Source organism: Pseudomonas sp. P8_229 (assembly GCF_034008635.1).
Classification (GTDB): domain Bacteria; phylum Pseudomonadota; class Gammaproteobacteria; order Pseudomonadales; family Pseudomonadaceae; genus Aquipseudomonas.
This window is the reverse complement of sequence record NZ_CP125378.1, coordinates 3403507-3415948: the sequence shown is the minus strand read 5'-3', so window position 1 is coordinate 3415948 and position 12442 is coordinate 3403507. Positions and strand designations below refer to the sequence as shown.

The following is a 12442-nucleotide window of genomic DNA, read 5'->3' as shown; positions in this document are numbered from 1 at the left end:
AGATTTATCCCCGATGGGCAGCGAAGCGGCCCCAAAACCAGCTGACGCGGTAGTTCTGAGACACCGCGTGTGATGATTTTGCGACTGCTGCGCAGCCGATCGGGGATAAATTTCCTCGCCACAAGGGTCCGCTGACACAGGGCCTCTTTTCAGACGGATGACTGGCCCCATGACCAACACGATCCCCACCGACATCAAACTGCACAAAGCCTCGAAAACCCTGACGCTCACCTACGCATCCGGCGAGGAATACACCCTGCCCGCCGAATTCCTGCGCGTGCATTCCCCCTCCGCCGAGGTCCAGGGCCACGGCAAACCGATCCTGCAATTCGGCAAGCTCAACGTCGGCCTGAGCAAGCTGGAACCGGCCGGTCACTACGCACTGAAACTGACCTTCGACGACGGTCACGACAGCGGCTTGTTCACCTGGGAATACCTCTACGAGCTGGGGCGACGTTATGACGCACTCTGGGCCGACTATCTGGCCGAGCTCAAAGCCGCCGGAAAAACCCGCGATCCGGACGAGTCGATCGTCAAGCTGATGCTCTAGTCCGAGACTCTTGCTCTTTAGAGGGCATTTTCTAAATTCATCTGTTTGAATGCTCTGCTGTGTGGCCGAGGATCGGCCTGCTTGCGAAAAAAATTAAACTCGGGTAACCAATGGAGCTGGCAAGTTCCCTGCAGTGCTATACGACTGTAAAGCAGCTATGCAGAATTAACGGTCACCCGAGCAGTAGTACCTGGCATTGGCTGTGGAACTGCACAGCAGAAAACCGGGTACTCGTCTCAGGACAATGGAGCGTCGTAGATGAGTAACAAGAATAACGATGACCTGAAGTACCAAGCCTCGGAAAACACCCTGGGGCTTAATCCCGTCGTTGGGCTGCGCGGAAAGGATCTGCTGGCCTCTGCTCGAATGGTGCTGTCCCAGGCCATCAAACAACCGATCCATAGCGTCAAACACGTGACCCATTTCGGTCTCGAACTGAAGAACGTGCTGTTCGGCAAATCCGAACTGCAACCGGCCAGCGATGACCGTCGCTTCGCCGATCCGGCCTGGAGCCAGAACCCGCTCTATAAACGTTATCTGCAAACCTACCTGGCGTGGCGCAAGGAGCTCCATTCCTGGATCGATGACAGCAGCCTGTCACCCAAAGACATCGCCCGCGGCCACTTCGTGATCAACCTGATGACCGAAGCCATGGCCCCGACCAACACGGCGGCCAACCCCGCGGCGGTCAAACGCTTCTTCGAGACCGGCGGCAAAAGCCTGCTCGACGGTCTCTCGCATCTGGCCAAGGATCTGGTGCACAACGGCGGCATGCCGAGCCAGGTCAACATGGGCGCATTCGAGGTCGGCAAGAGCCTGGGCGTGACCGAAGGCGCAGTGGTGTTTCGCAACGACGTGCTGGAGCTGATCCAGTACAAGCCGATCACCGAGCAGGTCCACGAGCGACCGTTGCTCGTCGTGCCGCCACAGATCAACAAGTTCTACGTATTCGATTTGAGCCCGGACAAGAGCCTGGCGCGTTTCTGCCTGCGCCATAACGTGCAGACCTTCATCGTCAGCTGGCGCAACCCGACCAAGGCCCAGCGCGAATGGGGCCTGTCGACCTACATCGATGCGCTCAAGGAAGCGGTCGACGTGGTCACGGCAATCACCGGCAGCAAAGACGTGAACATGCTGGGCGCCTGCTCCGGCGGTATCACCTGCACCGCCCTGCTCGGCCACTACGCCGCGCTCGGCGAGAAGAAGGTCAACGCCCTGACCCTGCTGGTCAGCGTGCTCGACACCACCCTGGACAGCGACGTCGCCCTGTTCGTCGACGAGCAGACCCTGGAGACCGCCAAGCGCCACTCGTATCAGGCCGGCGTGCTCGAAGGCAAGGACATGGCCAAGGTCTTCGCGTGGATGCGCCCCAACGATCTGATCTGGAACTACTGGGTCAACAACTACCTGCTCGGCAACGAGCCGCCGGTGTTCGACATCCTGTTCTGGAACAATGACACCACACGGTTGCCGGCCGCGTTCCACGGCGACCTGATCGAGATGTTCAAAAATAATCCACTGATCCGCCCCAATGCACTGGAAGTGTGCGGCACGCCGATCGACCTCAAGCAGGTCACGGCCGACATCTTCTCGCTGGCCGGCACCAACGACCACATCACCCCGTGGAAGTCCTGCTACAAGTCGGCGCAGCTGTTTGGCGGCAAGGTAGAGTTCGTGCTGTCGAGCAGCGGGCATATCCAGAGCATTCTGAACCCGCCGGGCAACCCGAAATCGCGTTACATGACCAGCGAAGGCATGGCCGCCAATGCCGACGAATGGCAAGAGAACTCGGCCAAACACACCGATTCCTGGTGGCTGTACTGGCAGGCGTGGCAGGCCGAGCGCTCGGGCGATCTGAGAAAGGCCCCACTGAAACTGGGCAACAAGGCGTATCCGGCGGGCGAGGCTTCGCCGGGCACTTACGTTCACGAGCGGTAACTGACACCACCCGCCTCCCCAAATTGTGGGATGAACTTGTGGTGAGGGGATTTATCCCCGATGGGCAGCGAAGCGGCTCCAAAACTAGCTGACGCGGTATTTCTGAAAAACCGCGTGTGATGATTTTGCGACTGCTGCGCAGCCGATCGGGGATAAATCCCCTCGCCACAGAGTTCACGCCCACAGAGGGGATCGGGGGTACTTGAAATCCACAGGGCCTGAAGCATGCCGCAACCGTTCATTTTCCGTACCGTCGATCTGGATGGGCAGACCATCCGCACCGCGGTACGCCCCGGCAAGCCTCACTTGACGCCCTTGCTGATATTCAACGGCATTGGCGCCAACCTGGAGCTGGTGTTTCCGTTTGTCGCGGCGCTGGACCCGGATCTGGAAGTGATCGCCTTCGACGTGCCCGGTGTCGGCGGCTCGTCGACGCCGAGCCGGCCGTATCGCTTTCCCGGGCTGGCGAAGCTGACCTCGCGGATGCTCGATTACCTCGACTACGGTCAGGTCAACGTCATCGGCGTGTCCTGGGGTGGAGCGCTGGCGCAGCAGTTCGCCCACGACTACCCCGAACGCTGCAAGAAACTGGTGCTGGCGGCGACTGCAGCCGGTGCCTTCATGGTACCGGGCAAGCCGAAAGTGCTGTGGATGATGGCCAGTCCCCGGCGCTACATCCAGCCATCGCACGTGATCCGTATCGCGCCGCTGATCTACGGCGGCTCGTTCCGCCGCGACCCGACGCTGGCTGCCAGCCATGCGGCCAAGGTGCGTTCGGCGGGCAAGCTCGGTTACTACTGGCAACTGTTCGCAGGCCTCGGCTGGACCAGCATTCACTGGCTGCACAAGATTCATCAGCCGACGCTGGTGCTGGCCGGCGACGACGATCCACTGATCCCGCTGATCAACATGCGCATGCTCGCCTGGCGGATTCCCAACGCCCAGCTGCACATCATCGACGACGGTCATCTGTTCCTGATCACCCGCGCCGAAGCGGTGGCGCCGATCATCATGAAATTCCTTGAGGAGGAACGACAGCGCGCCGTGATGCACCCGCATCCGACACCTCTGGGCGGATAAACCGCAGCGGCAGGCTTTATGCAGGGCTTTATCAGTGCGTGGCAGGACGCCGCGCAGGCAGCAACCCGTAACAGCGACTATGGTGTTCTGGTTCGGTGAGTTTGTTTTTGACCTGAAGACGAAGGAGTGTTGAGTCATGCGCGACAAACCTGCGACGGGCGTAGTGCCCAGTCCCGCCGTGTTCATCAATGCACAAAGTGCAATGACCGGCCTGCGTGGCCGCGACCTGATCTCGACGCTGCGCAGCGTCGCTGCCCACGGCCTGCGCAACCCCCTGCACAGTGCCAGGCACGCCTTGAAACTCGGCGGCCAGCTCGGTCGCGTGTTGCTCGGTGAGACCCTGCACCCGACCAACCCGCAAGATACGCGGTTCACCGACCCGGCATGGAGCCTCAACCCGTTCTACCGGCGCAGCCTGCAGGCCTATCTGGCCTGGCAGAAACAGGTCAAGAGCTGGATCGACGAAAGCAGCATGAGCGAGGACGACCGCGCCCGCGCGCACTTCGCGTTCACGCTGCTCAACGACGCCGTCGCGCCCTCCAACACCCTGCTCAATCCGCTGGCGATCAAGGAGCTGTTCAACTCCGGCGGCCACAGCCTGGTGCGCGGCCTGAGCCATCTGTTCGATGATCTGCTGCACAACGACGGCCTGCCGCGCCAGGTCACCAAACAGGCATTCGAAGTCGGCAAGACCGTCGCCACCACCACCGGCGCCGTGGTGTTTCGCAACGAAATGCTCGAGTTGATCCAGTACAAGCCGATGAGCGAGAAACAGTACGCCAAGCCGCTGCTGGTGGTGCCGCCGCAAATCAACAAGTACTACATTTTCGACCTCAGCCCGCATAACAGCTTCGTCCAGTACGCGCTGAAAAACGGCTTGCAGACCTTCATGATCAGTTGGCGCAACCCGGACGTGCGCCATCGCGAATGGGGTCTGTCGACCTATGTCGAGGCGGTGGAAGAAGCGATGAACGTCTGCCGGGCAATCACCGGCGCCCGCGACGTCAACCTGATGGGCGCCTGCGCCGGTGGCCTGACCATCGCCGCGCTGCAAGGACATCTGCAAGCCAAACGCCAGCTGCGACGGATCTCCAGTGCGACCTATCTGGTCAGCCTGCTCGACAGCCAGATCGAAACCCCGACCACCCTGTTCGCCGACGAACAGACCATCGAAGCGGCCAAGCGCCGCTCCTATCAGAAAGGCGTGCTGGACGGTCGCGACATGGCCAAAGTGTTCGCCTGGATGCGGCCCAACGATTTGATCTGGAGCTACTTCGTCAACAACTACCTGTTGGGCAAAGAGCCGCCGGCGTTCGACATCCTCTACTGGAACAATGACAACACGCGCCTGCCCGCCGCATTCCATGGCGACCTGCTGGACTTCTTCAAGCACAACCCGCTGACCCACCCGGGCGGCCTGGAAGTCTGCGGTACGCCGATCGACCTGCAGAAAGTCACCGTCGACAGCTTCAGCGTGGCCGGCATGAACGACCACATCACGCCGTGGGACGCGGTGTATCGCTCAACACTGTTGCTCGGTGGCGAGCGGCGCTTCGTCCTGTCCAGCAGCGGTCACGTGCAAAGCATCCTCAACCCACCCAGCAACCCCAAAGCCAGTTATGTCGAAAACGGCAAGCTGAGCAGCGACCCGCGCGCCTGGTACTACGACGCCAAACGCGTCGACGGCAGTTGGTGGCCACAGTGGCTGGAATGGATTCAGCAACGCTCCGGCGCCCAGCGCGAGACTTTGATGACCCTCGGCAACCCGAACTATCCACCGATGGAGGCGGCACCCGGCACCTACGTGCATGTGCGCTGACGCTTAACCGAACTTTTCTAAGAAGACTGGATGAAAACCCGCGACCGGATTCTCGAATGTGCCCTGCAACTGTTCAACGAAAAGGGTGAACCCAACGTTTCCACCATGGAAGTTGCCAATGAAATGGGGATCAGCCCCGGCAACCTCTACTACCACTTTCACGGCAAGGAGCCGTTGATTCTCGGCCTGTTCGAGCGCTTCCAGAATGAACTGGCGCCACTGCTCGACCCACCGTCGGATGTCGAGCTGGCGCCGGAGGATTACTGGCTGTTTCTGCATTTGATCGTCGAACGCCTGGCGCAGTACCGTTTTCTGTTCCAGGACCTGTCGAACCTCGCCGGGCGCCTGCCGAAACTGGCGAAAGGTATTCGTAACCTGCTCAACGCCCTGAAGCGCACGCTGGCGTCATTGCTGGCGCGCTTGAAAGCCTCGGGGCAGTTGGTCAGCGACACTCAGGCGCTGGGTCAATTGGTCGAGCAGATCACCATGACCCTGCTGTTCTCGCTGGACTATCAGCGGATTCTTGATCGTGAAGGGGAAGTTCGATTAGTCGTCTACCAGATCATGATGTTGGTCGCGCCGCATTTGCTGCCGCCGGTGAAAGTGGCGACTGAGCGGATGGCCCTGCAGTACCTTGAAGATCACGACTGAAATCAAAAGCCCCTCACCCTAGCCCTCTCCCAGAGGGAGAGGGGACTGATTGGGGGATGCTGATGAGCTACACCGACCTGAACGGGTTTTGTTGAATCCATAATCGACTCGATCGTTCAGGTCGACGTACGACGCAAGACACCTCGGTCGGCCCCCTCTCCCTCGGGGAGTGTATGGGGTGAGGGTAAGCTTTAAAAACGGCACAAACAAAAACGCCCGACCTTCACAGGCCGGGCGTTTTGTTTTGCCCTGATAAATCAGGACTGACTGGTTGGCGTCGACGGGGTCGATGCAACAGTCGGGGTAGCCACCGGAGTCGGCGCAGCGGCCGAATTCGACGCGCTGACCGCAGCTGCCGGGGTAGCTGGCTTGGCTGCAGCCGCTACTGCCGGTTTCGGCGCAGCGGCTTTCGGTGCGGCCGGTTTTTTCACTGCCGGTTTTTTCGCCGCAGCCGGTTTGGCGGCAGGCTTGGCAGCCGGTTTGGCGGCAGCGGTTTTCGCTGCTGGCTTGGCGGCTGGTTTCGCAGCAGCTTTGGCGGCTACCGGTTTTGCTGCAGCTTTTGCTGCTGGCTTGGCGGCGGCGGTTTTAGCGGCAGGTTTTGCCGCTGCGGTTTTGGCAGCAGGCTTGGCCGCTGCTTTCGCAGCAGGTTTGGCAGGCGCTTTAGCCAGTGGCTTGGCAGCCGTTTTAGCCGCAGGCTTGGCTGCAGCCGTCTTGGCTGCCGGTTTGGCCGCAGCGGTTTTCGCCGCTACAGGCTGGGTTTTCAGACCGGTGAGTTTCTCGATCTGCTTGGTCAGGGTTTCAACCTTGCTGTGCAGCGCTTTGACTTCATTGCGGCTTGGCACACCCAGGCGCGAAATCGCGCTGTTCAGGCGCTTGTCGAAAGCCCCTTCCAGCTCGTCCCACTTGCCCAGTGCGCGATCTTTCACGCCGCTGATGCGCGACTTGGCCGAAGAAGCGGAATCCTTGGCGGCATCGACTTTCTTGCCGACTGCAGACTTGGTGAGCTTCTCGGCTTTCTCGCCGTCTTTGACCAGTGTCTCGAAGAGCTTGCTGCCGTCAGTGTCGATCTTCGAGTACACGCCTAAACCAGCCAGCCAGATTTTGCGGGAGTAGTCTTCGACTTTCCCAATCCACGAGCTGCCTTCTTTATCGGTGTTCTTTTTACCAGCCATCCCGTTCTCCTTAAGATTTACGCGCGACGCGTTCGAGCAATGCCGTCAGCTCATCGAGCTTAGCAGAGAGTGTCTCAACGTCATGTTTAGACGGAATGCCGATACGATTCAAGGCGCTTGCTACACGGGAGTCAAACGCCTTCTCGACCTTGTCGAGCTGAACTTCGACGCGACCTTTGAACGAGCTGACTTCGCTCTTGGCTTCATCGATCTCGGCATTGGCCGCTTCGAGTTTTTCGGTGACGGCTTTTTTGCCTTTCTTTTCAACAGTTTGACCAGCCTTGATCAACTCCTGAAAGTACTCGCTGCCCTCTTGGCCGACCTTGGCGTAGGCACCCAGGCCTGCCAGCCAGATCTTGCGGGCATAGGATTTGACGTCGCTCAGAGCAGAAGTCGACGCATCGATTTTTTTCTTCAGAATTACTTTGGCCATGGTGCACCTCACGCGCAGAAGGTTTGAGGAACTGCCCGCAGATGTGTCGGGCTCAGGCACAAAGTAGGGAGAAAAATTAGAAACGGCACCCTAACAACTGACATGAACCTCAGGCCGTACACAAAACAAATGTAGGAGTGAGCCTGCTCGCGATAGCGGTGTATCAGTCAAAAATAATGTCGACTGAAAGACCGCTATCGCGAGCAGGCTCACTCCTACAGGCGCATCGCATTTCAGGCTGAAATCAGACCAGCGCTTTGTCGAGGGCCTTCTCGATCTCGGCTTTGATCATGCCGCTCATGGCCGACATCATCAGGCCCAGCTCGACGTCGACGCGGATCGAATCGTCGGCCACATGCACTGCGCCTTTCACGCCCGAACGCTTGAGGTTGAGCGTGTCGCCCGACCATTGCGGCTCCAGGCCATATTGATCGGAGAGTTTTTGCGCCAGCTTGTCGGCCTTCTCGCGGGCGGCTTCCTTACCCAGGTTGTGCGCACGCTCAACACTGATTTTGGCCATTGAATGACTCCTGCTTTTTGAATGGGGCTATGAATACGTGTCGGTAAATCTTGACCACTACTGCGGCAAATCGTCCCGAAGGTTGCCCATCTTACCTTTAGCCATTCCAAGACAAAGCATGGCTTGGGGATTAGAATGTCGCGCATTCTCTTTTGGTGACAGCGATATGACTGATCAGCGCAAAGGCAGCGATGCCGAACCCACCACACACTTCGGCTTCAAAAACGTTCCGGAAAGCCAGAAAGCGGAAAAAGTCGCTGAGGTTTTCCACTCGGTAGCCGCGAAGTACGACCTGATGAACGACCTTCTGTCGGGCGGCATGCACCGTCTGTGGAAGCGTTTTGCGATCGAACTGTCGGGCGTTCGCAGCGGTAACCGCGTGCTGGACATCGCCGGCGGTACCGGTGACCTGACCAAAAAATTCTCGCACCTGGTCGGCCCTACCGGTCAGGTCGTACTGGCCGACATCAACGAATCGATGCTCAAGGTCGGTCGTGACCGCCTGCTGGATCTGGGTGTATCGGGCAACGTCGAATTCGTTCAGGCGGACGCCGAAAAGCTGCCGTTCCCGGACAACCACTTCGACTGCGTGACCATCGCCTTCGGCCTGCGCAACGTGACGCATAAAGAAGACGCCCTGCGCTCGATGCTGCGCGTGCTCAAGCCTGGTGGTCGCCTGCTGGTGCTGGAGTTCTCCAAGCCGACCAACGCGCTGATGTCCAAGGCTTACGACGCTTACTCGTTCGCTTTCATGCCGCTGATGGGCAAACTGATCACCAACGACTCGGAAAGCTATCGCTACCTGGCCGAATCGATCCGCATGCACCCGAATCAGGAAACCCTGAAGTCGATGATGGTCGACGCCGGTTTCGACCGCGTGACCTACCACAACATGACCGCAGGCATTGTCGCCCTGCACCGTGGTATCAAGCCCTGATGTTGCTCACCGGGCTGCTCGCCAGCGTCGAACTCGGTCTGAACCGGGTGCTGCGTCTCGACAGCACGGTGCTGCCGCGACTGGCGCATCTGACCGGCAAGGTGATTGCCGTCGATTGCCGCAGCCCGGCGCTGCAACTGTTCATCCTGCCGAGCGATGAAGGTCTGATGCTGGCCTCACACTGGGAAACCGGTGTCGACTGCACCCTGCGTGCACCCGCGTCGAGCCTGGTGAAACTGGCCGTGAGCAAAGACAAGACCGCGGTGCTGCACGGCCCGGAAGTCGAACTTGATGGCGACAGCGGTGTGCTGCTGGAGCTGGCCGGTGTGCTGCAGGACCTGAAGCTGGACTGGGAGTACGAACTCTCGCGCTGGCTGGGTCCGGTCGCCACGCAACTGGTCGGCGGTCATCTGCGCAGCCGCGCACGCTGGTATCAACAAGGATTTGCCAGCCTCAACCAGAACCTCGCCGAATACCTCGCCGAAGAATCGCGCACCCTCGTCGGGCAGCGCGAAGCCGAAGCGCGGTTCAGCGAACTGGACCGGATCAAACTTGATCTGGAACGTCTCGAGGCGCGTTTCGAGCGCCTTTCCCGATCCCTCGACCCAAGCGATAACGCATGAAGCTGCTTGCCGTCCGCCGTCTGTTGCGCATCCAGCGCGTCGTGATCCGCTACCGCCTCGATGACCTGCTGTTCGATCTGCCGCTGCCCTGGTTTCTCCTGGCGCTGCGCTATGTGCTGCCGTGGCGCTGGTTCCCGCGCAAGCCGCTGGACCTGAGCCGTGGCGCGCGTCTGCGTCTGGCGTTGCAGGACCTGGGGCCGATCTTCATCAAGTTCGGGCAGATTCTCTCGACCCGCCGCGACCTGCTGCCGGAAGATATCGCCGATGAGCTGATGCTGCTGCAGGACCGCGTGCCGCCGTTCGATTCGCAGCTGTCGATCAAGCTGATCGAAGAACAGCTGGGCAAGAAGATCAGCGAAGTGTTCAGCCGCTTTGACGTCGAACCGCTGGCCTCGGCCTCGGTGGCGCAGGTGCATGCCGCGCAGCTGAAAACCGGCGAAGAAGTGGTGGTCAAGGTGATCCGCCCGGGTTTGAAGCCGATCATCGCGCAGGATCTCGCGTGGCTGTTCATCCTCGCCCGCGCCGCCGAAAAAGTCTCCGCCGACGCACGCCTGCTGCACCCGGTGGACGTGGTGCAGGACTACGAAAAAACCATCTACGACGAACTCGACCTGTTGCGCGAGGCGGCCAACGCCAGCCAGCTCAAGCGCAACTTCGAAGGCTCGCCGCTGCTCTACGTGCCGCAAGTCTATTGGGACTGGTGCCGACCGAAAGTGCTGGTGATGGAGCGCATCTACGGGATTCAGGTGACGGATCTGGCGACCCTCGCCGACCAGCGCACCGACATGAAGATGCTCGCCGAGCGCGGCGTGGAGATTTTCTTCACCCAGGTGTTCCGCGACAGCTTTTTCCACGCCGACATGCACCCGGGCAACATCTTCGTCAGCACCGTCAACCCGTGGAGCCCGCAGTACATTGCGATCGACTGCGGCATCGTCGGCAGCCTGACCCCGGAAGACCAGGACTATCTGGCGCGCAACCTGTTCGCCTTCTTCAAGCGCGACTATCGTCGCGTGGCGCAATTGCACATCGATTCGGGCTGGGTACCGGCGGAAACCAAACTCAACGAATTCGAAGCGGCGATCCGTACTGTGTGCGAGCCGATCTTCGAAAAACCGTTAAAAGATATTTCTTTTGGCCAGGTGCTGATGCGCCTGTTCCAGACTGCGCGGCGCTTCAACATGGAAGTGCAGCCGCAGCTGGTGCTGCTGCAAAAGACCCTGCTGAACATCGAAGGCCTCGGCCGTCAGCTGTACCCGGATCTGGATCTGTGGAACACCGCGCAGCCGTTCCTCGAACGCTGGATGCGCGAGCGCGTCAGCCCGAAAGCCTTGATCGGCAACGTGCAGAGCCAGTTCGAACAGCTGCCGCACCTGGCCAACATGGCCCGCGATCTGCTCGAACGCATGTCCCAGCCGCACGCCAACGACCCACCGCCACCGTGGCACAAACGCAAGGACGACTGGTTCCTGCGTCTGCTCGGCAGTGCGCATCTGGCGGGCGGCACCATCCTCGCTGCCGGTGGCCCGCTGAACGAACTGGGGCATTGGCCGGCCGGCATCATGGTGGCAGTCGGCTTGTATCTGGTCGTTCGCCGATAGCCAGTTTGCTGATCGGCTGGCACACTGTTTCAACGCCTGAACCCGACTATTGAAGTACGGGTTCGCTGTCGGAGTCGAAGATGAAAAACTGGCTGGACGAGATCAAGTGGGACGCTGATGGCCTGGTGCCGGCGATTGCCCAGGATCACAAGACCGGACGCGTGCTGATGATGGCCTGGATGAACCGCGAAGCCCTTGAGCTGACCGCGGCAGAAAACCGTGCCATCTACTGGTCACGTTCTCGTGGCAAGCTGTGGCGCAAGGGCGAAGAGTCCGGCCATGTGCAGACCCTGCATGAAATGCGTCTGGACTGTGATGCCGACGTGATCATCCTGATGGTTGAACAGATCGGCGACATCGCTTGCCATACCGGCCGTCAAAGCTGCTTTTACCGTGTCTTCGAAAACGGCGACTGGAAGACAGTCGACCCGGTTCTGAAAGACCCGCACGCAATCTACTCCGCAGGACACAAACATGAGTGACACCCTGACTCGTCTGGCCCAGGTGCTCGAAGAGCGCAAAGGCGCAGCGGCCGACAGCTCATATGTAGCTAGTCTGTATCACAAGGGCCTGAACAAGATTCTGGAGAAAGTCGGCGAAGAGTCGGTCGAAACCATTATTGCCGCCAAGGACGCCGCCATCAGCGGTGACTGCAGCGATGTGATCTACGAAACCGCCGACCTGTGGTTCCACAGCATGGTCATGCTCGCCCAACTGGGGCAGCATCCGCAGGCCGTGCTGGATGAACTGGATCGTCGCTTCGGCCTGTCCGGACACGTCGAGAAAGCCTCGCGTCCGTCCGCCTGAACAATTTTTAGAGAGGAACAGCAACATGGGCATTTTTGACTGGAAACACTGGATCGTCATTCTGGTAGTCGTGGTGCTGGTGTTCGGCACCAAAAAGCTGAAAAACCTCGGCACCGACGTCGGTGAGTCGATCAAGGGCTTTCGCAAAGCCATGAACGACGACGAGAAAGCGGCCGCCGATCCGACCGTAACGCCTGCGCAACCGGTACCACCGGTACAGCCGCAAGCCACCGCTCAGGCCAACCCGCCGCACACCATCGACGTGCAGGCGCAGAAAGTCGAAGAGCCGATCCGCAAAGACGTGTGAGCAC

At 59.9% G+C, this 12442-nt stretch carries 14 protein-coding genes; 11 read left to right on the top strand and 3 right to left on the bottom strand.

The window, feature by feature from the left end; genetic code table 11:
• Positions 1-169 precede the first annotated feature (169 nt).
• From QMK55_RS15515 to QMK55_RS15495, 5 genes are all read left to right on the top strand, one after another.
• Positions 170-550: a gamma-butyrobetaine hydroxylase-like domain-containing protein gene (locus tag QMK55_RS15515; protein ID WP_102359149.1), complete on the top strand. Its 381-nt coding sequence runs from the start codon at positions 170-172 to the stop codon at positions 548-550.
• A gap of 258 nt (positions 551-808) precedes the next feature.
• Complete coding sequence (gene phaC, locus QMK55_RS15510) at positions 809-2488, top strand: class II poly(R)-hydroxyalkanoic acid synthase (RefSeq protein WP_320329508.1); 1680 nt, start codon at positions 809-811, stop codon at positions 2486-2488.
• A 225-nt stretch (positions 2489-2713) separates the two neighbouring features.
• Positions 2714-3568, top strand: a complete 855-nt coding sequence (phaZ, locus tag QMK55_RS15505; protein WP_102359147.1) for a poly(3-hydroxyalkanoate) depolymerase — start codon at positions 2714-2716, stop codon at positions 3566-3568.
• Positions 3569-3704: 136 nt separating this feature from the next.
• Entirely contained in the window at positions 3705-5387 is a 1683-nt protein-coding gene (gene phaC / locus QMK55_RS15500) for a class II poly(R)-hydroxyalkanoic acid synthase (RefSeq protein WP_320329507.1), read from the top strand.
• A 30-nt stretch (positions 5388-5417) separates the two neighbouring features.
• Positions 5418-6038, top strand: coding sequence for a TetR/AcrR family transcriptional regulator (locus QMK55_RS15495; RefSeq protein ID WP_102359145.1), 621 nt, complete (start codon positions 5418-5420; stop codon positions 6036-6038).
• A 257-nt stretch (positions 6039-6295) separates the two neighbouring features.
• Here QMK55_RS15495 and QMK55_RS15490 read toward each other — a convergent pair whose 3' ends face one another.
• The 3 genes from QMK55_RS15490 to QMK55_RS15480 all read right to left on the bottom strand — a co-directional run bounded on the left by QMK55_RS15490 (position 6296) and on the right by QMK55_RS15480 (position 8163).
• On the bottom strand, positions 6296-7210 hold the full coding sequence (locus QMK55_RS15490; protein ID WP_320329506.1) for a phasin family protein: 915 nt from the start codon (positions 7208-7210) through the stop codon (positions 6296-6298).
• Positions 7211-7220: 10 nt separating this feature from the next.
• A complete protein-coding gene (locus QMK55_RS15485) occupies positions 7221-7643 on the bottom strand; it encodes a phasin family protein (protein WP_025110281.1) in 423 nt (140 codons plus the stop codon).
• Positions 7644-7887: 244 nt separating this feature from the next.
• Positions 7888-8163 carry a polyhydroxyalkanoic acid system family protein gene (locus QMK55_RS15480; RefSeq protein WP_127648617.1) on the bottom strand — a complete coding sequence of 92 codons (276 nt, stop codon included), beginning with the start codon at positions 8161-8163 and terminating at the stop codon, positions 7888-7890.
• Between the two features lie 166 nt (positions 8164-8329).
• On the opposite strand from QMK55_RS15480, the gene ubiE reads away from it, so the two are divergent.
• The 6 genes from ubiE to QMK55_RS15450 all read left to right on the top strand — a co-directional run bounded on the left by ubiE (position 8330) and on the right by QMK55_RS15450 (position 12438).
• Positions 8330-9100: a bifunctional demethylmenaquinone methyltransferase/2-methoxy-6-polyprenyl-1,4-benzoquinol methylase UbiE gene (gene ubiE, locus QMK55_RS15475; RefSeq protein ID WP_003220857.1), complete on the top strand. Its 771-nt coding sequence runs from the start codon at positions 8330-8332 to the stop codon at positions 9098-9100.
• Positions 9100-9723, top strand: a complete 624-nt coding sequence (locus QMK55_RS15470; protein WP_320329505.1) for an SCP2 domain-containing protein — start codon at positions 9100-9102, stop codon at positions 9721-9723. Before ubiE ends, QMK55_RS15470 begins: the two co-directional genes overlap by 1 nt.
• Positions 9720-11324 (top strand): ubiquinone biosynthesis regulatory protein kinase UbiB, encoded by a 1605-nt coding sequence (gene ubiB, locus QMK55_RS15465; protein ID WP_102358797.1) that lies wholly within the window; start codon positions 9720-9722, stop codon positions 11322-11324. Before QMK55_RS15470 ends, ubiB begins: the two co-directional genes overlap by 4 nt.
• A gap of 80 nt (positions 11325-11404) precedes the next feature.
• Positions 11405-11806, top strand: coding sequence for a phosphoribosyl-AMP cyclohydrolase (gene hisI, locus QMK55_RS15460; RefSeq protein WP_007909357.1), 402 nt, complete (start codon positions 11405-11407; stop codon positions 11804-11806).
• A complete protein-coding gene (locus tag QMK55_RS15455; RefSeq protein ID WP_003220849.1) occupies positions 11799-12131 on the top strand; it encodes a phosphoribosyl-ATP diphosphatase in 333 nt (110 codons plus the stop codon). Before hisI ends, QMK55_RS15455 begins: the two co-directional genes overlap by 8 nt.
• A 25-nt stretch (positions 12132-12156) precedes the next feature.
• A complete protein-coding gene (locus QMK55_RS15450; RefSeq protein ID WP_025110286.1) occupies positions 12157-12438 on the top strand; it encodes a twin-arginine translocase TatA/TatE family subunit in 282 nt (93 codons plus the stop codon).
• Positions 12439-12442: the final 4 nt, after the last annotated feature.

Coding starts and splice junctions, on each gene's coding strand:
- QMK55_RS15515 (WP_102359149.1), top strand. CDS start 170: ATGACCAACACGATCCCCACCGACATCAAACTGCACAAAGCCTCGAAA.
- phaC (WP_320329508.1), top strand. CDS start 809: ATGAGTAACAAGAATAACGATGACCTGAAGTACCAAGCCTCGGAAAAC.
- phaZ (WP_102359147.1), top strand. CDS start 2,714: ATGCCGCAACCGTTCATTTTCCGTACCGTCGATCTGGATGGGCAGACC.
- phaC (WP_320329507.1), top strand. CDS start 3,705: ATGCGCGACAAACCTGCGACGGGCGTAGTGCCCAGTCCCGCCGTGTTC.
- QMK55_RS15495 (WP_102359145.1), top strand. CDS start 5,418: ATGAAAACCCGCGACCGGATTCTCGAATGTGCCCTGCAACTGTTCAAC.
- QMK55_RS15490 (WP_320329506.1), bottom strand. CDS start 7,210: ATGGCTGGTAAAAAGAACACCGATAAAGAAGGCAGCTCGTGGATTGGG.
- QMK55_RS15485 (WP_025110281.1), bottom strand. CDS start 7,643: ATGGCCAAAGTAATTCTGAAGAAAAAAATCGATGCGTCGACTTCTGCT.
- QMK55_RS15480 (WP_127648617.1), bottom strand. CDS start 8,163: ATGGCCAAAATCAGTGTTGAGCGTGCGCACAACCTGGGTAAGGAAGCC.
- ubiE (WP_003220857.1), top strand. CDS start 8,330: ATGACTGATCAGCGCAAAGGCAGCGATGCCGAACCCACCACACACTTC.
- QMK55_RS15470 (WP_320329505.1), top strand. CDS start 9,100: ATGTTGCTCACCGGGCTGCTCGCCAGCGTCGAACTCGGTCTGAACCGG.
- ubiB (WP_102358797.1), top strand. CDS start 9,720: ATGAAGCTGCTTGCCGTCCGCCGTCTGTTGCGCATCCAGCGCGTCGTG.
- hisI (WP_007909357.1), top strand. CDS start 11,405: ATGAAAAACTGGCTGGACGAGATCAAGTGGGACGCTGATGGCCTGGTG.
- QMK55_RS15455 (WP_003220849.1), top strand. CDS start 11,799: ATGAGTGACACCCTGACTCGTCTGGCCCAGGTGCTCGAAGAGCGCAAA.
- QMK55_RS15450 (WP_025110286.1), top strand. CDS start 12,157: ATGGGCATTTTTGACTGGAAACACTGGATCGTCATTCTGGTAGTCGTG.